We start from the raw sequence: 20,592 nt of genomic DNA, 5'->3' as shown, positions 1-20,592 counted from the left end.
AAGAGTGCACATCGCTCAACAGACGGGCAGACGCTCTTATCAAGTCACAGCAGTAGCACACCAGGCGCTGATCGGCACGCCCATGAAGTCCCGTCGGCGAAGAGGCCGCCATGTATGTCCTGTCCACGCTCAGCAGGCGTTGTATCAGGAATATATCTCTCTTGGGATACTCCTCGAAAACGTCCGTCCAAGGAGGATCTTCATGGTCAAGCGAATGGTCAAAGCTGTGGGGGCATCGGTGATCGGCGCGGCGCTCACGTTCGGCGCTACCGGACCGGCCGAAGCCGGAACGACGAAGGAGGTATCCGCCGCCGCCGTCAGCTGTTACGGCAGCGGCTCGTCTTTCACCAAGCCCGAGGGCGGCTATCAGCATCCCGTTGGAATCCGCTTCATCACCACCTCAGCATGCGCAGATATCAACATGCGGTCCGATCAGAACACCTTTGTTAAGGTGTGTTTCCCCAGCGGCCCCGGCTGCCAGGCGGGCACCACTTACGCCCGGTCAGGGCAATGGGTCAGAGTGGCCACCAATGTCCGCGACGGCGTGCACTTCTACTTCAAGTTCTACAACGACGCACGATACACCGGCTTGATGGCGTTTTGATCGCTCGCCCCGGGACGGCATTCGACCAGACCGTCCCGGGGGCAAACGCCCAGGCCGCTAAGAATTCGACAATCAGGCCGACGTGGCTCTGTCTCCTGAAGCGACCATGGTCAGCTGATTTCGTCGGCCATGGCGTTCTTAGCGTATGGCGAGATGGCAGATTTTGACTACGCCAGACCGTTGACTGTCTCAAGAGCGCAATTGCCCTAACCAGGCGCTGGCCTTGTCAGCGCGCTCTCTTCGGCAGAAGGGGATATCGGTCATGCGCCCTGAGTAGGCAATCGGGTGCACCGATGGGCACGGTGAGTCGGTCCAGGATCTTGCTGGAGCGGTTGGTCGTTTGGTCGGACGCCGGCCGGCCGCGTCGGCATGGGCGATGGTGTCGAGCGGTGTGCTGGGCTCGGGCTGATGGCGTCAGGGCTGTTTTCGGCGGCGGTGTGCTGCCTTGGGGCGGGAGCCGTCGGGGCGGGGCATGCCGCCCATCCGTAGCAGGACGCCGCGGCGGGTTTCGGCGGCGATGCGGGTCTGGGGATGGCTCTGGCCCAGGGCTGCGACCAGGCGGTCCACCGTGTCGTCAAGCAGTTTGCGGGCGGGGAGCAGGGCGCCGGCGGCGACCAGTGAGCGGGCCAGTTCGTGGGCGCAGCGCAGCGTGTCGGGGTGGTCGGGGCCCAGCAGCCCACGCCAGCCGGTGTGCAGCTCGGCGGCGATCGTCCGGGCCGGGCGGGCCTTGCCGCGGTGCAGGAGGCTCACCACCAGGCGGCACGCCGCTGCCCGCAGTGCCGGGTCTGTGCTGTGCGCGGCGTCGGCGGCGATCAGGTGCGGGGCCAGTGCGGCCCACCGGGGCCATCCGGACGGCTCGGCTACGTCGTCGGGCGCGGCCGCGGCGATCAAAACCCCTGCGTACGTTCGGCAGATCCCGGCCGCTTCGTCGCCCAGGTCGTCGCGGACGGCCTCGCGCACCGGTTCGGGAACCCGCAGTCCGCCGGCGGCCCGCTGAGCCAGGCCGGACTGGACGAGAGCCGCGACCAGACCGTTGAACTGGAGCTGGGCAACGCCGCCGAGCGGGAGTGGCATCCGGTCGAGCGACCGGGTGAACACGTCGACCGGCACCGGCGCCCGGTGCAGCACCGAGCAGAGGCAGAGCAACTGAGCGGCGGCCGGATTCCGGTCGCCCAGCGCCTCGAGGGCGGCAGGGAGATCGCCGGGCACGGCCGTGGGCTTGCGCTGTCTCGGCACCTCGGGTCGAGGCGGATCGATCGAGGTCACCCGCCCGCCTACGAGGTGACTGCGGAGCCGGGCGCCGAGCGACGCGACCACGCCGGGCGACGGACCGTCCGGCGGCGGACCGTCCGAGAGCCGGTCGTTCGAGGGCTGGTCGTGCGGGAGCGGATCGTTCGAAAGGTGCTCTGTCGGCGACAGGTCGTTCGAGGTCAGGCCGTTCGATGGCTGCTCATTCGACGGCAGGCCGATCGACGGCAGGCCGTTCGAGGGCTGGTCGTTCGAGGGCTGGTTGTTCGAGGGCTGGGGCTTGAAGGAACGGTCGATAGACGACAGACCGTTCGATGGCTGCTCATTCGACGGCAGGCCGTTCGGGGGCTGGTCGTTCGAGGGCTGGTCGTTCGAGGGCAGGCCGTTCGAGGAACGGTCGATAGACGACAGGCCGTTCGAGGCGTGATCGTTTGAGGGGCGATCGTTCGGGGGCCCATCGTTCGACGGCAGGCCAATTGAGGGGCGATCGTTCGGCGGCCGGCCGGAAGACGGTTGGTCGTTCGACGGCTGACCGGGCGCGGTGGCGCTCGGCGGGTCGTCGCCCGTGCGGGGGGACGGCAGACCGGGGAGCGGAGCGGTGGACGGCTCGGTGACCGGGGCGGATTCGGGCGCTCCCATGACGGCAACCTCCTCGGGAGGGGCGGGCGCGTACGTCCTGGCTTTATAGCCGCCGCGCCCGCAGCCCGGCGCCCGGCACGTGACCAGCGGATCGCCGCGTGGATAGGCCCGTCGACGGGGACTTCCGCAGGTCCGCGAGCGAGTCCTCGCCGGCGCAGGGCCAACCGCGTTGGTTAGGTGGGCGGACCGTCGAGGCGGGTTATCCACCGATCGAGTGACAGATACGCCCTGTTCGTGGCGTGCTTCATGTCCTGAACGGCAGACCGCGTGGGTCGCGGGCGGCCGGATCCTCACAGGGGCTGAACGAATCACACAGCCGTGCCGCCCCGGCTGATGTGCCGGCGTCATGGTGCCGTCGGGGGCGTCCAGTCGGTGGGGGTCGGTCAGGTTTCGCGATTTGCAGCGACATGGCTCGCCCGCGGTCAAGGACACCGCCCGGGATACATCACGGCGGCGCTCCGGCTCGACCTCTCGATGGAGGCGTTGCGGTCGGCCGGGGGTCTTGATCGCTCCATCGGCGTTATCCACAATCGGACACGTCTCATCGCCTATCCACAGGCTGTGCTGCAGCGGAGCGGCTCGGGAAGCGTGGGGGCGGAACTCGTCGTCCCCGGAAAGGGCCGGCACTGGGTATCGTCGAGGTATGTCGATGGCCTCGGCTGGGCGGTTCGTGGTCGCTCTCGAAGCGTTGCTGACCGCGGCTGTGCTGGCCACCGTGGTCACGGTCCACATCGCCCGGGACTCGTGGGGGCCCTACTACACGCGGATGGCCGATGCCGAGGTCGTGCCGGCGGCGGTCGCGCCGGTGGCCGGCGCTTCCACCGGGTCGTACACCTGGAATTGTGGCCGCAACGAGCGCGGGCACCGCAACAGCGCCAACATCGTGGTCACGCCGAGGCGGCCGGGCCCGGCCCACCACCTGCACGATTACGTCGGCAACCTCGGGGTCCGGGACGACTCGACCGTGGCCGATTTGGCGGGAAAGCCGACGACCTGCTCGAACGGCGACGCCTCGACGTACTTCTGGGCTGTGCTGCGACTTGCGGACGAGGAGCAGAATGAGCATGGCGGACCGGTTCAGGTGCCGGTGTCGCTGACCTTGACCTACTACGGCAACCCGCGCGGCCCGGTGCTGCCGATGCCGCCGCTGCTGGTGGCGGCCGTCGGCGATGCCTACGCCCACACCAACGGCGGCGCTCAGGCCCGCGCCCGCTGGACCTGCTCCAACGCGCTCGAGAGGCAGACCATGAAGTATCCGATCTGCGACGACGGCGCCACCGTCGTGCGGATCTTCGACTTCCCGAGCTGCTGGGACGGCCGGCAACTGGACAGCACCGGCCACCGGCAGCACGTCGTCTTCCCGGGCGCCAGCGGTGGCTGCCCGGTCGGCACCTTCGCGGTTCCCCGCCTCCAGATCACCATGACGTACGCCGTCCCGCGCGGCGCCCGCTACCAGATCGACGCCTTTGCCGACCAGGACAACGACCCCGCGACCGACCACGGGTTCCTCGTCAACCTCATGCCCGAGGCGCGCATGGCCCGCGTCGTGACCTGCCTGAACAAGGGCCAGAAGTGCGACGACACCGCCCCGGGACGGTCCGCCCCATGACGCCGTCGGACCACGCCGACATCGCCGGCTACCTGCTCGACACGCTGACACCCGAGCAGCGTCGCGAGACAGAAGACCACCTGGCCGGCTGCGCCGAGTGCCGTACGGAGGTCGAGTCCCTGCGCGAGTGGAGCGCGAAGCTGCAGGCGGTGCCCGAGCCCATGCTGCTCGAGGGCCCGCCCGACGGCGGTGACCTGCTGCTGCAGCGCACACTCCGCCAGGTCCGCACCGAGTCGTCTTCTCAACGACACCGGCGTACGGGCCTGGTCTCGGCCGCCGCCGCGGTGCTCGTGGCCGCGGCGATCGGCGGTGGCATCCTGGCCGGCCGCACCACCGCCCCGGAGACGCCGCTCGCCCAGCCCACTCCCACCGCGTCCGTCGAGCCGACGACCGTGCCCGGCACGCGCACGGCCACCACCGTCGACCCGGCCACCGGCACCCGGATGACCGTGGCGGTGGCCCCCGCAGCCGGCTGGGTCCGGGTGAACGCCGCGGTCTCCGGCATCCCCGCGGGCGAACGTTGCGTGCTCGAAGTGGTCGCCAAGGACGGCTATGTAGCCCAGGCCGGCAGTTGGCTGGTCTCCGCGGCCGGTGAGGTCGGCGGCACCAGCCTCAACGGGAGCGCGCTGATCGCCCCCGAGGACGTGCGTTCGGTCCGCGTCGTCAACACGTCCGGCAAACAGTTCGCCAGCGTCGACGTCTGACCAACGCCGGGCGTGGGCGGACTGTGGATAACTGACCGTCCGAGTTGAGTGCGAGCCCGGCTGGACGTGTCATGTTGTGGGTGGCTGGCGGTTCAGGTTGATGCCGAGGTACCGGTCGCGGCCCGGGACGATCAGCTCAACGACGCGCGATTTCGGCTGCGGCGGTGGCGGGTGAGGGCCAGAGCGCCCAGGCCGACGCCGATCAGCCCGAAGGCCAGGGCCGCCCAGCCGCCGACCACGCCGCTGCCGTTGCCCGGACCGCCGTCGGCGACGGCCACGACGAAGGCGCCGGTCAACAGGCCGACCGTTCCGGCGGCCATGGCGGCGGTGGGCAGGCGGCGGCGGCCGGGCCGGGCCAGCGCCGCCCCGCCGAGCAGCGCGCCGGCCAGCGCGACCAGCGACGCCGCGGTGGCGAGGAGACGACTCCCGGTCAGGGTGGAGGCGTCAACGGTGGAAGCGTCAACATTGAGGGCGTCAACGGTGGAGGCGTCAACATTGAGGGCGTCAACATTGGAGACGTCAACATTGAAGGCGTCAACAGTGGAGACGGCGACAGTCAAGGCGTCAACAGTGGACGCAGCGAGGATCAAGTCAACATGCATGACTCGATCCTCGGCGTGGACCGGGTGTTGCGCGTCGTGCCGCTGTGGACACTCGGGATGACGTGAGCGCAGGCCCGCGCTACTGCGAACGTGGTAGCCGGGCTGCTCCGCTCGGACGCATCGCCGCGGCCTCCGGTGCGGTTATGGTTCCGGCATGGGCCGGGCACGCATCCAACCGACGGACGTTGTCGTAGCCGTTGCTGTGTCGGCGCTCCTGCTGGTCGACGGGCTCTCCGGGCCACGGCCGGGCCTCACCGCGGTCGGCTCGGTGCTGCTGGTGGCCGGCGGGCTGGCCCTGCTCGTGCGCCGCGACTTCCCGGTGGCCGTCCTGGTCTTCACCGGGTTGTGCGCGCTGGGCTATCGGGCGGCCGGCTTCGAGGTCTTCGCGGTCGCCTATCTGGTCGCCGTCTACTCGACCGTCCGGGCCGGGCATCGCCTCGCCACCGCGGTGGTCAGCGTGGCGGTGCTGCTCGCCCTGCCCGGCGCGGCTTTCGTCTCGGGCACGCGGGACGCCGGTGACGCCCTGAACCAGGCGCGGGGCGTCCTCGAGCTGGCCTGGCTGATCGCGGCGGCGGCCGCGGGGGAGGCGTTGCGGCAGGCCGAGCGGCGCGCGGACGAGGCCGAGCGCACCCGGGAGGAGATCGCCCTGCGCCGGGCCGGTGAGGAGCGCCTGCACCTCGCGCGGGAACTGCACGACTCGCTCACCCACCAGATCTCGGTCATCAAGGTGCAGGCCGAGGCCGCGGTCCACCTGACCCGGCGCCGGGGTGAGCCGGTGCCCGAGGCGCTGCTGGCGATCCGCGAGGCCGGCCGGGAAGCCTCCCGCGAGCTGCGCGCGACGTTGGAGGCGCTGCGTGACGACGACAGCGCGCCGCCGCGCGGGCTCGACCAGGTGCCCGATCTGGTGCGACAGGTCCGCACGACCGGTCTCGAGGCGACCCTGACGGTCGAGGGCCGCCGCCCCGATCTGCCCGCCGCGGTGGACCGGTTACCGCATCGTCCAGGAATCGCTGACCAACGTCACCCGGCACGCCGCGGCCGCTTCCGCGTCGGTCCGGATCGACTACCGGCCCGGAACGGTGACCATCCAGGTCGCCGACGACGGGCGGGCCACCCCGGACGTGTCGCCGGTGCCCGGCATCGGGCTGCTCGGGATGCGGGAGCGGGTGACCGCGCTCGGCGGCCGGCTGAGCGCCGCGGCCCGCGTGGAGGGTGGGTTCACCGTCCTGGCCGAGCTGCCGGTGGAGCGTACGCCGTGATCCGGGTCCTGCTCGTCGACGATCAGCCGCTGATCCGCAGCGGCTTCCGCGCGATCCTCGACGCCGAGGAGGGCATCGAGGTGGTCGCCGAGGCGGCCGACGGCGACCAGGGGGTGACGCTGGCCCGGCTGCACCGGCCCGACATCGCGCTCGTGGACATCCGGATGCCGGTCACCAACGGCATCGAGGCGACCCGCCGCATCGCCGCCGACCCCGAGCTGGCCGGTGTGCACGTCGTCATCCTGACCAACTACGGCCTGGACGAGTACGTGTTCCACGCCCTGCGGGCCGGTGCGGCCGGCTTCCTGGTCAAGGACATCGAGCCCGAGGACTTCCTGCACGCCCTGCGCGTCGCGGCGCGTGGCGACGCCCTGCTGGCGCCGTCGATCACCCGCAAGCTGATCGACCGGTACGTCACCGAGCCGCCCCGGCCGCCCGGGGTGGCGCTGCGGGAGCTGACGAACCGCGAGCGGGAGGCCGTCACCCTGGCCGCGCGCGGCCTGTCCAACGACGAGATCGCCGCGCACATGGTGATCAGCCCGGTGACCGCCAAGACGCACCTCAATCGGGCCATGACCAAACTGCACGCCCGAGACCGCGCTCAGCTCGTCATCCTCGCCTACGAGTCCGGCCTGGTGCTCCCGAGCCGGTCCGGGCGGACCGAGGTCTGAAGCCGCGCCACGTCCCTCCGACCACCTCATCGGCCGACGGCGCGGCGTTTCCCGGGCGGGATCGTACGACTGCTGCAGGCGCCACTCGGACGGAAGGAGCCGGTCGGATCAAGCCGCCGGACGAAGCGGGGTCGGCTGCGAAACCGCGCCGGTCCGCTATCCATCGATCAGCTACGATGCAATGATCGCGCTGTGCCGCCAGAAGCCTTCTTCTCGACGACCGCTCAAGTCCTGCCCGCCCTGCTCATTGCCTTCGCGGTAGAGGTCGGCGCCCTTCTGCGTGACCCGCTCGACGGCCGGCGCCAGCGTGTCGGGCGCACCTTCTCCTGGCAGTTCAAGGCGATCGAGAAGGACAGCCCTGACTGGAAGGCGTACGAGCAGTGGGTGCAAAGCTTCGTGGACGGTGATGTGCAGATGTTCCGACGGAATCTTGTCGTCACCGCGTACGTCGTCCTTGTCCTGATCGCGACCGGGGAGATAGCAGCCACCTGGGTTCTGTTCGCCGACACTCCGGACGGGGGCATGGCCGGACTGGCCGCCGGAGCGTGCCTCGTGACCATGACCTTTTCGACGATCATCGTTGCGGCAGTGCCCGTGGTCAGGCTCCAGTTGGAGACCGGGATACGAGCCGCGGGGACGCTCTCGGAACGCTCCCCACTCGACGCTCGGCTGGCTCGTCATTCCAGCCGGACTCAGGCGCATTGGAGCCGCGCCAAAGGTCACGTCATAGACCCCGACACCTTGAGTTCTTGACCCTCCCGGCCGGACTGACGATGCCCCGGTGCGAAGAGCTGCGGGCCGATCCCGCCCAGGCGTCGCCCGTTGCGCCGTCTACGGGTGCTGTTCGGCAATAGGGCCAGGACCGAACTACACGCCCGGAACTTCGCTCAGCTCGTCATCCTCGCCTACGAGTCCGGCCTGGTCCTCCCGAGCCGGCCTGGTCCTCCCGAGCCGGCCTGGTCCTCCCGAGCCGGCCTGGTCCTCCCGAGCCGGCCTGGTCCTCCCGAGCCGGCCTGGTGCTTCCGAGCCGGTCCGGGCGAACCGGAACGTAGAGCCGCACAACGTGCCGGTAACAGGCCTGTCATCGCCGCGCGAGGTGAGGTGTTTCTAACGGCGGATTGTTCCGGACGAAACTCCGGGGAAACGCGCGGTTCCTTGACTGAGACCCATCACCAGCCGCTCTACCTGGGCGGACGGGCCGGTGGAGGGTCTTCGTCATGCCGGAACGGTACGTGTTGGTGCGCTGGCCGGACGGCGAAGCGCAACGGATCTATTCGCCCTCGACCGTGGTCGAGGACTTCTTCTCGGCCGGGCAGCGGATGGCGGTCGGCGACTTCGTCGCGACCAGCCGGGAGGCGCTGACCGAGGCCAGCGAGCGGGTGCGGAAGGCGTACGGGTTCCCGTGCGGCAACGCCGCCCGCAGCCTCGCCTCGGTGGAGGCCCGGGCCGCCCGCCAGCCCGCCGGTGACGTCCTGGTCGAAGGGATCGAGCCGTGAGCCGGGAGCACGTCGGCGTCGCCGTCATCGGTGGCGGGCAGGCCGGGCTGAGCATGAGCTGGTACCTGCGCCGCAGCGGCACCGACCATGTGGTGTTCGAGCGGGACCGCGTCGGGCACGAGTGGCGCGATCGCCGGTGGGACTCGTTCTGCCTGGTCACGCCGAACTGGCAGTGCCGGTTGCCGGGGTACTCCTACACCGGCGACGACCCGGACGGGTTCATGGCCGGCGCCGAGGTGGTCACCTTCCTGGAGAAGTACGCGGCCGGGTTCGATCCGCCGCTGCGCGAGGGCGTCGAGGTGAGCCGGCTCCGGCGTACGGGGAACGCTTTTGAACTGCTCACCGGCGATGGCCTGGTGACCGCCGATCAGGTGGTGATCGCGACCGGCGGCTACCACCGGCCCGCGATGCCGCGGCTGGCCGAGAAGTTCCCGCAGCGCGTCGTCCAGGTGCATTCCTCGCAGTATCGCAACGCCGGGAGCCTGCCGGACGGTGACGTTCTGGTGGTCGGCACGGGACAGTCCGGGTGTCAGATCGCCGAGGACCTGCATCTGGCCGGCCGCCGGGTGCACCTCGCGGTCGGCAGCGCGCCCCGGGCGGCCCGGCGCTACCGGGGGCGCGACACGCTGGCGTGGCTGGAGGAGATGGGCCACTACGACAAGAGCGTGCACGAGTTCGGCGACGCGGACGAGGTGCGGCTGCGGGCCAACCACTACATGACCGGCCGGGGCGGTGGGCGCGACATCGACCTGCGACTGTTCGCGACGCAGGGTATGCAGCTGTACGGCCGGTTGCGCAACGTCGACGGCGTCACCGCGACGTTCGGTGACGACCTGGCGAGGAATCTCGACAACGCGGACGCGGTCGCCGAGGGCATCAAGAACGCCATCGACACCTACATCGAGCGCGCGGGGATCGTGGCGCCGCCGGAGAAGCGGTACGAGCCGGTGTGGACGCCCGGCGTGCCGACGACCGGCCTGCCGATCGAGAACATCAGCGCCGTCGTCTGGGCGACCGGGTTCCACCGCGATCACCGTTGGATAGAGGTGCCGGTCTTCGACGGCCGTGGCTATCCGACCCACGACCGCGGCGTCACGAGCTGTCCCGGTCTGTACTTCCTGGGCCTGCCGTGGCAGCACACCTGGGGCTCGGGCCGCTTCGCCGGGGTGGCCCGCGACGCCGAGCACCTGGCCGCCCAGCTCAGCCGGGCCCGCCGCCGCCAGGTCACCGAGGGCGTCAGCTGGCTCGCCGGCACCCCGACCGAGACCTATCCCGACCTGGAGTGGGCCGCATGATGCGAGGCTCAGCGTGACCAACGACGCCCATCGCCACCTCGGGGTGCTGCCGGCCTTCCCGTTCTACGGCGGGCCGCCGGTCAGCCCGGACGTCACCGCGCGGGCCACGATCGACGAGCTGATCAAGGATCTGGACAGCGAGAAGACCGAGCGCGCCCTGATCCTGCCCAATTACGGCGTGCCGGATCCCGACGTCGCCTTCGGGTTCAACCAGCTCGTGGTCGAGGCCGCCCACCGCGACGACCGGATCCGCTGCGGGCTGTGGGTCAGCGCCCGGCCGGACGACCACGCCCGTACGGCCGAGGCTCTGAAGCTGGCCGGTGAGCCGGGCGTCCGTGCCCTCAAGATCAGCTTCCTGCTGGGCGGCGGCATCGACGATCCCGGTCTCGAGCCGATCTTCGCCGCCGCCCGCGAGCACGACCTCGTGGTCCACGTGCACACCTCGCCCGGCGCCGCGTCCGACATCGACAAGGTCGGGCAGCTCGTGGATCGGCACGGCGACGACGTGAAGATCCATCTCGTCCACTTCGGCGGCGGGATGAGCGGCCACATCAAGCTCATCGGCGGCCGCTTCTTCGACTGGATCGCCGCCGGCAAGCAGGTCTACACCGACCTGTCCTGGGCGATCGGCTTCGCTCCGCGCTGGCTGGCCCGCGAGATCGACCATCGGGGCCTCGGCGCCGACCGGGTGCTCTTCGCCAGCGACGAGCCGTGGGGCGACCACGCCGGCGAGCTCGCCCGGCTCCAGGCCGCGGCGGCCGGGCGCGAGCTCGGCGACGCCGTCTTCAAGACCAATTTCGACAAGCTGTACGCCTAGAAGGAGATCACCGTGACCGATCTGACCGACCTCGAGCAGAAGAGCCTCAACGAGATCCCGCACCCCGCCCTGGCCGAGGGTTCCAGCATCTACGGCGGCACCAAGGTCTTCCCCGACTACAAAGCCGAGGAGGGGCAGAGCTACTTCACCCTCGTGCACGGCATCGCGCACGAGTCGTCGGTCAGCTTCGTCGCCGTCCTGCAGGCCACCCGGGCGCTGCGCAAGGGCTTCGAGGCGGCCATCTACTTCTACGGCCCAGGCTCGCTGAACTGCCTGGCCACCCGCGGCTTCCCGACCACCGGCAACTCGGCGTTCCCGGGCGAGCACAACATCAACAACTCGCTGAAGACGTTCATGGCCGAGGGCGGCAAGGTGTACTGCTGCCGGTTCGGGCTGTCGCTGCACGGCGCCCGCGAGGAGGACCTCATCGAGGGCGTCATCCCGACGCACCCGCTCGACGTCCAGGACGCGCTGATCCACTACGCGCGCAAGGGCGCGATCATCAACTCGACGTACCAGCTCTGATCCGATGTCCATCGACGTTCGAGCCGACCTCGCCGTGCGCGGCGTGCGGGTGCCCACCCCCGTGCGCCGGCCGGCGGGCGCCGGTCCCAGCGACGACGGCCACCTGGTGATCGACGGTGGCAACGCCGCCCTGCCGATCAACCCCTCGAGCCCGTACGAGGTACGCGACAACCGCCTGTGGCTCGGCGAGTCGGACACCGGCCTGTCCCTGTCCGTCGTGCACCGCCCCAGGTTCTACGACCTGAGGACCGCCGACGGCGTCGCCTACGAGCAGATCGCGCGGCTGCACGGCAAGGACGTGCTGGCCACGACCGTGGTGCAGACCTGCATCCGGTACGCCGAGGAGCAGCGCTGCCGTTTCTGCACGATCGAGGAGTCGCTCCGCGCCGGCGCCACCGTCGCGGCCAAGACCCCGGCCCAGCTGGCCGAGGTGGCCGAGGCGGCCGTACGGCTCGACGGCGTCCGGCAGATGGTCATGACCACCGGCACGACCGCCGGCCCGGACCGCGGCGCCCGCAACCTGGTGCGCTCGGTGCGGGCCGTGCTGGAGGCCGTGCCCGGGCTGCCGATCCAGGTGCAGATCGAACCGCCGGGCGACCTCGGCGTCATCCGTGACCTGCGGGACGCGGGCGCGGTGTCGATCGGCATCCACGCGGAGGCCCTCGACGACGACCTCCGGCTGCGGTGGATGCCCGGCAAGGGTTCGGTGCCGATGGCCGAGTACGAGGCGGCCTGGGACTACGCGGTCGAGGTGTTCGGCCGCAACCAGGTCTCGACGTACCTGCTGATCGGGCTGGGCGAGGATCCCGACGAGCTCGTCGAGGGCTGCCGCGCGCTGATCGCCCGCGGGGTCTACCCGTTCGTCGTGCCGTTCCGGCCGATGGCGGGCACGCTGGCCCGGCGCGACGGCATTTCCGGTCCGTCGCCGTCGCTCGTCCGCGACGTGTCGGAGCGGGTGGCGGCGCTGCTGCGGGAGGCCGGGATGCTCGGCGCCGACCAGGCCGCGGGCTGCGCGGCCTGCGGGGCCTGCGGAGTGCTGCAGGCGGCCGGCGGATGACCGACCTCGTCCCGGCGCTGCTGGGCGCGCCCCATTTCCTGATCTCGCCGGCGTCGTCACGGGCGGACTACCACCGGCTCCGCGCCCGGGTCTTCGTCGACGAGCAGGGGCTGTTCGACGGCAGCGACCGCGACGACCGGGACGACGACTCGCGCACGATCGTGCTCGAGGCCCGAGACGCCGGTGGCGCGTTGCTCGGCGGCGTACGCCTGGGTCCCGCGACGGACGGCCCGGACCTCGGCTGGTGGCAGGGCGGGCGGCTGGTCGTCGACCCGGCCGCGCGCGGGGCGCAGCGGATCGGGCCGGCCCTGGTGCGGGCCGCGTGCGCCGCCGCCGAGCAGGCCGGGGCGTTGCGCTTCGACGCCACCGTGCAGGCCCGGTTCCGGCGCATGTTCGAACGGCTCGGCTGGCAGCCGGTGCGGGCGGTGACCGTGGCCGGCCGGCCGCACCACCTGATGCGCTGGCCCATCGGCCGGGTCGCCGCCCTGGCCGCGGCGACCAAGAACCCGCTGGGCGCCCTGCTCGACGGGCTGCACCCCGGGGGCGCCGGTTTCGTCGGGGACGACGGAGCCCCGGTGCCCGGGTCGGATCTGATCGCGGCCTGCGACGCCATCCTGCCGTCCATGGTGGAGCGCGACCCGGACTGGGCCGGCTGGTGCGCGGTGCTGGTCAACGTCAACGACCTGGCGGCCATGGGCGCGAGCCCGGTCGGCCTGCTCAACGCGGTCGGCGGGCGGGACGCGGCCTTCGTTGCCCGGGTGCTGGCCGGCCTGCGGCGCGCCTCCGAGGCGTACGGGATCCCGATCCTCGGCGGTCACACCCAGCTGGGCGTGCCGGCGGCGCTGTCGGCGACGGCGCTGGGCCGGACGGGACACCCGGTGCCCGGCGGCGGTGGCCGGCCCGGTCAGCGCGTACGGCTCACGGCCGACCTCGGCGGTGGCTGGCGGCCCGGCTATCACGGGCGGCAATGGGACTCGACCAGCCGGCGGACGTCGGCCGAGTTGCGGCAGATGCAGGGGTACGTCGCGGCGGCGCGGCCGGCCGCGGCCAAGGACGTGTCGATGGCCGGGATCGCCGGGACGCTCGGCATGCTCGCCGAGGCCGGCGGCTGCGGCGCCGTGCTGGACGTGGCGGCGGTGCCGCGCCCGTCCGGCGCGAGCATGGGGGACTGGCTGACCTGCTTCCCCGGCTTCGCGATGCTCACGACCGGCGACCCCGGCCGGGCCTCGGCCGGGCCCGCGGCGCAGGCCGACTGCGGCGTGTTGGTGGCCGGTGCGGGCGTGCGCCTGCGCTGGCCCGACGGGGAGCTCACCACCGCTGTGACCAGCGGTGTCACGGGAATGGGAGCAGCGACATGATCAAGGTGGCCGCGGTGGCGGAGGCCTTCGACCGCGATCTCGAGGACGACTTCGGCCGGGCCGGCAAGCTGATCGAGGCGGCCCGGGCCGACGGCGTACGCCTGCTGGCCCTGCCCGAGGCGTGCCTGGGCGGATATCTGGCCGACCTGGACGGGCAGGCCGACCTGCCCCCGGCGCTGCGCCTGGACGGCCCCGAGATCGCGCGGCTGGTCGACCTGGCCGGCGAGATGGTCGTGTGCGCCGGCTACTGCGAGGACGCCGGGGACGGCACCCGCTACAACAGCGTGGTCTGCGTCGGCGAGGGGCGCGTGCTCGGCAACCACCGCAAGGTGCACCAGCCGTTGCGCGAGGACGCCAGCTATTCCTCGGGCGACTCGTTCGCCGCCTTCGACACGCCGGTGGGCCGGATCGGCCTGATGATCTGCTACGACAAGGCCTTCCCGGAGTCGGCCCGGTCGCTCGCGCTCGACGGCGCCGAGATCATCGTGTGCGTCTCGGCCTGGCCCGGCAGCCGGACGAACGCCCCGGCCGATCTGGCCGACGACCGGTGGACGCGGCGGTTCGACCTGTTCGACCGGGCCCGCGCGCTCGAGAACCAGGTCGTGTGGATCTCGGCCAACCAGGCCGGGCACTTCGGCTCGTTGCGATTCGTGTGCAGCGCGAAGATCGTCGACCCGGGCGGGGACGTCCTGGCCACCACCGGCTGCGCCCCGGGGATGGCGGTCGCGGCCGTCGACGTCGCCGGCTCGCTGACGGCCGCCCGCCGGCACATGGGACACCTGCGGGACCGCCGGCCGAGCACCTACGCCCTCGCTTGACCATGACGGTGACCAGGATCGCCGCGGCCGCGGCGCACTTCGGCCGGAACCTCGAGCACGACCTCGGCCGGATCGGGAAGCTGATCGCCGACGCCCACGCGTCCGGCGCCGGCCTGCTCGTGCTGCCCGACGCCGCGCTCGGCGGCTACCTGGCCGACCTGCGCCACCCCGACCCGTCGGCCTTCCCGCCCGCGCTCACCCCGGACGACCCGCTGTTCGAGCGGATCGCCGCGGCCGCCGGCGACCTCGTCGTCTGCGTCGGCTACTGCGAGGCCGACGGGCCCGACCGCTACAACGCCGCGGTCTGCCTGACCGGCGCGGGCGTGCTCGGCCGCCACCGCAAGGTCCACCTGCCCGCGGCCGAGAGCGTCGCCTACTGCGCCGGGGACTCCTTCGCGGCCTTCGACACCCCGGCCGGCCGGATCGGCATGCTCATCGACTACGACAAGACGTTCCCCGAGTCGGCGCGCACCTTGGCCGTCGACGGGGCCGAGATCGTGGCCTGCCTGTCCGCGTGGCCGGCCAGCATCACCAACGCCGCCCCCAAGCTGGCCCAGGACCGGCAGTCGCGCCTGTTCGACCTGTACGACTGCGCCCGCGCCGCCGAGAACCAGATCGTCGTCGTCTCGTCCAACCAGACCGGCGCGGCCGGCGGGATGCGGTTCCTCGGCCAGGCCAAGGTGGTCGGCCCGGCCGGCAACGTCCTCGCGCGCACCTGGGCCAAGGCCGGTCTGGCGGTGGCCGAACTGGACGTCGCGCTCGAGATCGCCAACGCCCGGCGCGTGCTGAGCCACCTCGCCGAACTGCGCCCGGAGGCCTACCGGTGAAGATCGCGTTGCTGACCTATTCGACCCGTCCCCGCGGCGGTGTCGTGCACACGCTCGCGCTGGCCGAGGCGCTGGCCGCCCTCGGGCACGACGTGACGGTGTGGACGCTGGGCCGCGGCGGTGGCTTCTTCCGCCCGGTCGACCCGCGGGTGCGCCTGGCCGTGGTGCCGTTCCCGGCCGTCGACGGCGAGTCGGTCGGCGAGCGCATCCGGCGCTCGATCACGCTCCTGCGCGAGGCGTTCACCCCTTCCGCGTACGACGTGGTGCACGCCCAGGACTGCATCAGCGCCAACGCCGTGGACCGTTGCGTGCGGACCGTCCACCACCTCGACCAGTTCACCACCCCCGAACTCATCGCCTGCCACGAGCGGGCGATCATCCGCCCGTACGCCCATGTCTGCGTCTCCTCGGCGGTCGCCGGCGAACTCCGCGCGGGGTGGGGCCTGTCGGCGACGGTCATCCCCAACGGTGTCGACCACGCCCGCTTCGCCTCGGCGGCGCCGCACCTGGCCGGATACCCGTACGTGCTCTCGGTCGGCGGCATCGAACCGCGCAAGGGTTCCCTGGACCTGCTGGCCGCGTACGCCGCGACACGCTCGTCGCTGCCCGCGTTGCGCCTGCTGATCGCGGGCGGCGAGACGCTGTTCGACTACCGCGACTATCGCGCCGAGTGGGACGCCCGGGCCGCCTCGCTGGACGTCGCCCCCACGGTCCTCGGACCGGTCGATCACGCCTTCCTGCCGTCGCTGATGGCGGGCGCGGCGGCCTTCGCCTTCCCGTCCACGAAGGAAGGCTTCGGCCTGGCCGCGATGGAGGCCCTGGCCGCCGGTGTCCCGGTCGTCGTGCGCGATCTGCCGGTCCTGCGCGAGGTCTTCGGCGCGGCCGTCGGCTACGGCACCGACCCGGCCACGCTGGCCGACGCCCTGATCGAGGCGGTCAAGGAGCCGGATCCGGCGCGCCGGGCGGCCGGCCGGGCCCTGGCCGCCGCCCACACCTGGGAGGCCGCGGCCCGCAGCCACGTTGAGTTCTACGAGTCGCTGTGACCGATGCCGTCGCGGCGCGGCATGGGGTCGCCCTCGTCCGGGCGGAAGGCCGCCCCGGCTGAGCATCCGCCGCCCCCGACCACCCTGATCACGCGCCTGCACATCGGGCCCGGGAAAGATGCACACGGCATTCGACGATCCATTCCTCATAGCTGCCGTACGTGTGTGAACCGGCGGCATCGACAATGACGGCAACCGCGGAGAACTCGAGCTCAGAACTGTCGGTTTCATCGCCGATCTTCGTGCCATCGCACACCCATCGTGTCTTCGACAGATCACACCAGCCTTGCGGGTAGAGAAAATCGCTGTCGGACGGCTGGATGAGAACCCATACCCGTTCGCCGGGCCGCAACTCACCGGAGCGGCCCCGCAGATTCACCGACCCGGCGACGCGCGCCCCATCCAGATCGGAGTCGATGGCGACATAGCGGTCGGTGCCGGTCGCTTCGGCGGGGGCGCGAAACCGGGTGCCGAACTCGTACGCCGGCGGCAGCAGCGATGCGCCGAGCGCGACCACCGCGACAGCCGTCACCCACTGCTGACCACGGTCGGCCCGGAAAACCAGAAACAACCCGACGCTGACGCCGAATATGACCCAGATGAAGGCGAAGGGTGTGAGCAATTTCTCCGGAAGGGCGCCGCGAAAGTCGGCGATGACGCCGAGCATGCCGAGCGCGGTCGAGACAGACAGAATCAGTAACGTTCGCGGGTCTTGACCGCCGCTGTCGTCGGGCCCATTCGCAGGGTCTCCACCTTCAGTCATGGCCGGCTCCACTGCGGGCCGGCCGGGCGGGCCGCCGCCCACACCGAGGGCGGCGGCTCCCAGCCACGTGGGCTAGGTGTCCTTGGGGTCACCGCCCGTCGCGGTGCCGGTGGGCCGGGAAGCGTGCGTGTGCACCCACCAGGCGAGCGGGAGGGCGACCAGCAGCACCCCCTGGATCGCGAACAACGCCGCGACGATGCCCCAGCGATCGGTCACCAGGCCGGCTCCGAGGGCGACGAGCCCGTAGAGCACGCTGCCGAGCAGGGCCGCGAGCGAACCCATGGTCGCGCGCTCCCGGTCGGTGAACTCGCGTTGCAGCAAAGTCTGCTGGGCGATCGTCGACATGCCGTAGGCCGGTGACCCGAGCAGCACGGGCGACACGACGGTCGGTCTGATCAGGGCCACGAAATTGGCCACGTTGTCGAACAGCTCACCGAACAGCAGCGTGCGGGCCGCGCCCACCCGGCCGATGACCCGGCCACTGATGCGGAAGCCGACGAAGGCTACGCCGTGGCCGAAGGTGCGCCACAGTCCCAGCGCCCAGAGCGGCCACAGCCCGGCCACGAACGCCGGTGACAGCTGGGCCGCGCTTTCGCTGCTGTACCGGAGGGCCGACACCAGAGTCATCCGGCGGAGCACCGGATTACGGCGGATGGCGCGCACGGCCGACCCGAGATGGGCCAGCACGTTCGACTCCAGCGGACCGCGCACCCGGGGCTCCCGGACCCGCCACGCGACGAGCACGCACAGCACCTGCGGCACGACCGACAGCACGACCACCGTCCGCAGCGACCACACGCCGGCGATCACGCCGCCGAGGGCCGCGGCCAGGGCCAGCGCGATCTGGAACATCGAGTTGACCCGGCCCGAGTGCCGGGGGAACTCCTCCTCCCGGCCGGCTTGGAGCAACGTGTCGTACAGCAGGGACTCGTTGTTGCCGCTCCACAGGGCGGTCGCCAGCCCCTCCAGGACGACGGCGGCCAGGAGGAGGCCGTATCCCGGGGCGCCGGCGTATCCGACGTGGGCGGTCACCATGACGACGGCGCCGGCGATCATCGTGCCGCGCCGGCCCAGGCGGTCGGAGAGCACCCCGGTGGGGACCTCGAAGGCGGCCGAGGACAGCTTCTTCACCGCCAGGAGGCTGGCGGCGGCGGTGTACGAGCCGGTGACCTGAGCGAAGTAGATGACCATGATCGGCCCGTACAGGCGGAAGTCGCCGAAGAAGTTGAACCAGCTCAGCTGGCGGACGTTCCGGTCGACGGTCTGATCAGCGGCGTTCGGCGGCCGCCCTGACCGGCGCGGTTTTCGGTCGAACAGGGCACGGACATGAAGCAGGGGACGAGCGGGCACAGCGGAACTCCCGGGACGAACGGAGGCGCCAGACAGCGCCACGGGCCGACGACGTCTGTCATCTCGCCCCGGCGACCGGGAGGTGTGCTGACTTCGCTGCTACCGGCGCGGCGTTACCGGCTCGCGACCGCGGTCACCAAGGGGCGGACGGAAGCTCCGGTCATCGTTGTCGACATCAGTGCCCCTCATCTCCCTCGGCGGACGGGATTCCGCGACAGCCTCACTCTTATCACGCCCGGAGACGAAGCGCTGCCCGACGCGGCGGCCGGGTGCCCGGCTGAGCTCGGCCGGTCGGCGATACTGGAGCCGTGGGGGAGCGGCGGGTTGTGCGGTGGCGGTGAGGCACGAGCCGAGCATCCTGCATGTGGACCTGGACGCGATGTTCGCGGCGGTGGAGCAGCGGGACAAGCCCTCGCTGCGCGGACGGCCGGTCATCGTCGGCGGGGTGGCCGGCCGCGGTGTCGTCGCGACCGCGTCGTACGAGGCCCGGGCGTACGGTGCCCGTTCCGCGATGCCGACGGCTGAGGCCCGCCGTCGGTGTCCGCCCGGGACGGCGTTCCTGTCGCCCCGCTTCGCCGCCTATCAGAAGACCAGCAGCGTGTTCCTGGCCGTGCTGGCCACCTTGTCGCCGGCGGTGGAGCAGGTCTCCATCGACGAGGCGTACGTCGACCTGGCCGCCCCCGGTCACCACGACCTGTCCCCGTCCGGCGTCACCGCGATCGCCCGCCGCCTCAAGGCCGACATCGCGGCCGCCACCGGCGGGGTGACCGGCTCGGTCGGCGCGGCCACCTCGAAACTCGTCGCCAAGATCGGCTCCGACCTGCGCAAACCCGACGGGCTGACCGTCGTGCCGGCCGGTGCGGAACGGGAGGTCCTCGGCCCCCTGCCGGTCGGCCGGCTCCCCGGGGTGGGGCCGACCACCCAGGAACGGCTGCGCCGGGCCGGGGTCCACACCATCGGCCGGCTCGCCGAGGTGCCGCTGCCCGACCTGCTCGAGTGGTTCGGCCAGGCCCACGGCGCCGGCCTCTACCGGTTGGCCCGCGCCGACGACGACCGCGGCATCGTGACCGAACGCGAAGCCAAATCGGTGTCGGCCGAGGAGACCTTCAGCGTCGACCTGACCGACCGCACCCGCCTGAACCAGGAGATCGACCTGCTTGCCGCCCGCGTGGGTGGCCGGCTGCGAACCGCCGGCCTCTCCGGGCGCACCGTCACGGTCAAGATCCGCCACCACGACTTCACCACGATCACCCGTTCGGCCACCCGCGACCAGCCCACCGACAATCCCCGGCCGATCGCTCAGCTGGCCCGCCGGTTGCTCACCGACGTCGACACCTCCTCCGGCATCCGCCTGCTGGGCGTCGGCGTCACCACGCTGACCGACTTCGCGCAGGACGACCTGTTCAGCGCGGCCGCGCCGCCGGAGCCTGAAGGCGGTGTGCCGGAGGATGCGGGCCCGGAACCGGCGCCGGTCGCGGCGGCCGATCCGGTCACGGCCCTGTGGCGTCCCGGGCAGGACGTCCACCATGACGAGCACGGGGCCGGCTGGGTGTGGGGCAGCGGTCTGAGCCGGGTCACGGTCCGATTCGAAGGGCCCACCACCGGGCCCGGGCGGGTGCACACCTTCGCCGTCGACGACGCCCGGCTCCACCCGGCCGACCCACCCGACTGGACAGCGGTCCCGATTGCGCCCGAATCCGCCGGCCCGGCCTGATCGGCGGGGCGGACGGCGATGGCGGGGAGCCCGGCCGGGTCCCCGCCATCGGCGTTGTTCTAGAAGCAACGCCGTTCAGTTAGGGCTGGGTGGTTGGTGTCAAGGCCAGGATGTTGATCTCTATCGTGGCTTGGTAGGTGGCGCGGTCGATGTTCGGGCCGCGGGCGTTGTATTTGCTGATGGCGCGTTTGAC

20 protein-coding genes and 1 pseudogene are annotated in these 20,592 nt (G+C 71.6%); 17 read left to right on the top strand and 4 right to left on the bottom strand.

Annotation, left to right across the window (positions count from 1 at the left end; all coding sequences use genetic code 11):
* The first annotated feature begins 202 nt into the window (after window positions 1–202).
* Window positions 203–604 (top strand): hypothetical protein, encoded by a 402-nt coding sequence (locus tag HJC40_RS41535; RefSeq protein WP_250009191.1) that lies wholly within the window; start codon window positions 203–205, stop codon window positions 602–604.
* Between the two features lie 414 nt (window positions 605–1,018).
* On the opposite strand, the gene HJC40_RS41530 is transcribed toward HJC40_RS41535, so the two are convergent.
* On the bottom strand, window positions 1,019–1,870 hold the full coding sequence (locus tag HJC40_RS41530; protein ID WP_250009190.1) for a tetratricopeptide repeat protein: 852 nt from the start codon (window positions 1,868–1,870) through the stop codon (window positions 1,019–1,021).
* Between the two features lie 1,264 nt (window positions 1,871–3,134).
* On the opposite strand from HJC40_RS41530, the gene HJC40_RS41525 reads away from it, so the two are divergent.
* Both HJC40_RS41525 and HJC40_RS41520 read left to right on the top strand, forming a co-directional pair.
* Entirely contained in the window at window positions 3,135–4,100 is a 966-nt protein-coding gene (locus tag HJC40_RS41525) for a DUF1996 domain-containing protein (RefSeq protein ID WP_250009189.1), read from the top strand.
* Window positions 4,097–4,804: an anti-sigma factor gene (locus tag HJC40_RS41520; protein ID WP_250009188.1), complete on the top strand. Its 708-nt coding sequence runs from the start codon at window positions 4,097–4,099 to the stop codon at window positions 4,802–4,804. The genes HJC40_RS41525 and HJC40_RS41520 overlap by 4 nt, the downstream gene beginning before the upstream one ends.
* Window positions 4,805–4,935: 131 nt before the next feature.
* Here HJC40_RS41520 and HJC40_RS41515 read toward each other — a convergent pair whose 3' ends face one another.
* Window positions 4,936–5,406 (bottom strand): DUF6223 family protein, encoded by a 471-nt coding sequence (locus HJC40_RS41515; RefSeq protein WP_250009187.1) that lies wholly within the window; start codon window positions 5,404–5,406, stop codon window positions 4,936–4,938.
* Between the two features lie 154 nt (window positions 5,407–5,560).
* Here HJC40_RS41515 and HJC40_RS41510 point away from each other — a divergent pair.
* The 13 genes and pseudogenes from HJC40_RS41510 to HJC40_RS41455 all read left to right on the top strand — a co-directional run.
* Window positions 5,561–6,211: pseudogene (locus HJC40_RS41510) on the top strand (histidine kinase); the annotation flags it as partial.
* Window positions 6,212–6,371: 160 nt separating this feature from the next.
* The gene (locus HJC40_RS46800) at window positions 6,372–6,665 is read left to right on the top strand and encodes a sensor histidine kinase (protein WP_374273666.1); all 294 of its coding nucleotides are present in this window, start codon (window positions 6,372–6,374) and stop codon (window positions 6,663–6,665) included.
* Window positions 6,662–7,336 (top strand): response regulator transcription factor, encoded by a 675-nt coding sequence (locus HJC40_RS41505; protein WP_250009252.1) that lies wholly within the window; start codon window positions 6,662–6,664, stop codon window positions 7,334–7,336. Before HJC40_RS46800 ends, HJC40_RS41505 begins: the two co-directional genes overlap by 4 nt.
* Before the next feature lie 192 nt (window positions 7,337–7,528).
* A complete protein-coding gene (locus HJC40_RS41500; protein ID WP_250009186.1) occupies window positions 7,529–8,089 on the top strand; it encodes a hypothetical protein in 561 nt (186 codons plus the stop codon).
* Window positions 8,090–8,553: 464 nt separating this feature from the next.
* Window positions 8,554–8,832 (top strand): MSMEG_0570 family nitrogen starvation response protein, encoded by a 279-nt coding sequence (locus HJC40_RS41495; protein ID WP_250009185.1) that lies wholly within the window; start codon window positions 8,554–8,556, stop codon window positions 8,830–8,832.
* Entirely contained in the window at window positions 8,829–10,127 is a 1,299-nt protein-coding gene (locus tag HJC40_RS41490) for an MSMEG_0569 family flavin-dependent oxidoreductase (RefSeq protein WP_250009184.1), read from the top strand. Before HJC40_RS41495 ends, HJC40_RS41490 begins: the two co-directional genes overlap by 4 nt.
* 13 nt (window positions 10,128–10,140) lie before the next feature.
* Entirely contained in the window at window positions 10,141–10,944 is an 804-nt protein-coding gene (locus HJC40_RS41485) for an amidohydrolase family protein (RefSeq protein WP_250009183.1), read from the top strand.
* Between the two features lie 12 nt (window positions 10,945–10,956).
* Window positions 10,957–11,469, top strand: a complete 513-nt coding sequence (locus HJC40_RS41480) for an MSMEG_0572/Sll0783 family nitrogen starvation response protein (protein ID WP_250009182.1) — start codon at window positions 10,957–10,959, stop codon at window positions 11,467–11,469.
* A 4-nt stretch (window positions 11,470–11,473) separates the two neighbouring features.
* The gene (locus HJC40_RS41475) at window positions 11,474–12,526 is read left to right on the top strand and encodes an MSMEG_0568 family radical SAM protein (RefSeq protein ID WP_250009181.1); all 1,053 of its coding nucleotides are present in this window, start codon (window positions 11,474–11,476) and stop codon (window positions 12,524–12,526) included.
* Complete coding sequence (locus tag HJC40_RS41470) at window positions 12,523–13,884, top strand: MSMEG_0567/sll0787 family protein (RefSeq protein WP_250009180.1); 1,362 nt, start codon at window positions 12,523–12,525, stop codon at window positions 13,882–13,884. Before HJC40_RS41475 ends, HJC40_RS41470 begins: the two co-directional genes overlap by 4 nt.
* Window positions 13,881–14,702, top strand: a complete 822-nt coding sequence (locus HJC40_RS41465; protein ID WP_250009179.1) for a carbon-nitrogen hydrolase family protein — start codon at window positions 13,881–13,883, stop codon at window positions 14,700–14,702. The genes HJC40_RS41470 and HJC40_RS41465 overlap by 4 nt, the downstream gene beginning before the upstream one ends.
* Before the next feature lie 2 nt (window positions 14,703–14,704).
* Complete coding sequence (locus HJC40_RS41460) at window positions 14,705–15,529, top strand: carbon-nitrogen hydrolase family protein (protein ID WP_250009178.1); 825 nt, start codon at window positions 14,705–14,707, stop codon at window positions 15,527–15,529.
* Window positions 15,526–16,572 (top strand): MSMEG_0565 family glycosyltransferase, encoded by a 1,047-nt coding sequence (locus HJC40_RS41455; RefSeq protein ID WP_250009176.1) that lies wholly within the window; start codon window positions 15,526–15,528, stop codon window positions 16,570–16,572. Before HJC40_RS41460 ends, HJC40_RS41455 begins: the two co-directional genes overlap by 4 nt.
* An 88-nt stretch (window positions 16,573–16,660) precedes the next feature.
* Here HJC40_RS41455 and HJC40_RS41450 read toward each other — a convergent pair whose 3' ends face one another.
* Entirely contained in the window at window positions 16,661–17,335 is a 675-nt protein-coding gene (locus HJC40_RS41450; protein WP_250009175.1) for a hypothetical protein, read from the bottom strand.
* A 72-nt stretch (window positions 17,336–17,407) separates the two neighbouring features.
* Window positions 17,408–18,685: an MFS transporter gene (locus HJC40_RS41445; RefSeq protein ID WP_250009174.1), complete on the bottom strand. Its 1,278-nt coding sequence runs from the start codon at window positions 18,683–18,685 to the stop codon at window positions 17,408–17,410.
* Window positions 18,686–19,016: 331 nt separating this feature from the next.
* Between HJC40_RS41445 and HJC40_RS41440 the strand changes: the two genes are divergently transcribed.
* Window positions 19,017–20,399: a DNA polymerase IV gene (locus tag HJC40_RS41440; protein ID WP_250009173.1), complete on the top strand. Its 1,383-nt coding sequence runs from the start codon at window positions 19,017–19,019 to the stop codon at window positions 20,397–20,399.
* The last annotated feature ends 193 nt before the right edge of the window (window positions 20,400–20,592 follow it).

It is taken from the genome of Actinoplanes sp. M2I2 (assembly GCF_023544445.1).
In the GTDB taxonomy this organism is placed as follows: Bacteria; Actinomycetota; Actinomycetes; order Mycobacteriales; family Micromonosporaceae; genus Actinoplanes.
This window is presented reverse-complemented; position numbering and strand designations above follow the sequence as displayed.

Excerpts from the sequence above, each read along its gene's own strand:
- HJC40_RS41535 (WP_250009191.1), top strand. The coding sequence starts at position 203 with ATGGTCAAGCGAATGGTCAAAGCTGTGGGGGCATCGGTGATCGGCGCG.
- HJC40_RS41525 (WP_250009189.1), top strand. The coding sequence starts at position 3,135 with ATGTCGATGGCCTCGGCTGGGCGGTTCGTGGTCGCTCTCGAAGCGTTG.
- HJC40_RS41520 (WP_250009188.1), top strand. The coding sequence starts at position 4,097 with ATGACGCCGTCGGACCACGCCGACATCGCCGGCTACCTGCTCGACACG.
- HJC40_RS41515 (WP_250009187.1), bottom strand. The coding sequence starts at position 5,406 with ATGCATGTTGACTTGATCCTCGCTGCGTCCACTGTTGACGCCTTGACT.
- HJC40_RS41495 (WP_250009185.1), top strand. The coding sequence starts at position 8,554 with ATGCCGGAACGGTACGTGTTGGTGCGCTGGCCGGACGGCGAAGCGCAA.
- HJC40_RS41475 (WP_250009181.1), top strand. The coding sequence starts at position 11,474 with ATGTCCATCGACGTTCGAGCCGACCTCGCCGTGCGCGGCGTGCGGGTG.
- HJC40_RS41470 (WP_250009180.1), top strand. The coding sequence starts at position 12,523 with ATGACCGACCTCGTCCCGGCGCTGCTGGGCGCGCCCCATTTCCTGATC.
- HJC40_RS41465 (WP_250009179.1), top strand. The coding sequence starts at position 13,881 with ATGATCAAGGTGGCCGCGGTGGCGGAGGCCTTCGACCGCGATCTCGAG.
- HJC40_RS41460 (WP_250009178.1), top strand. The coding sequence starts at position 14,705 with ATGACGGTGACCAGGATCGCCGCGGCCGCGGCGCACTTCGGCCGGAAC.
- HJC40_RS41450 (WP_250009175.1), bottom strand. The coding sequence starts at position 17,335 with ATGACTGAAGGTGGAGACCCTGCGAATGGGCCCGACGACAGCGGCGGT.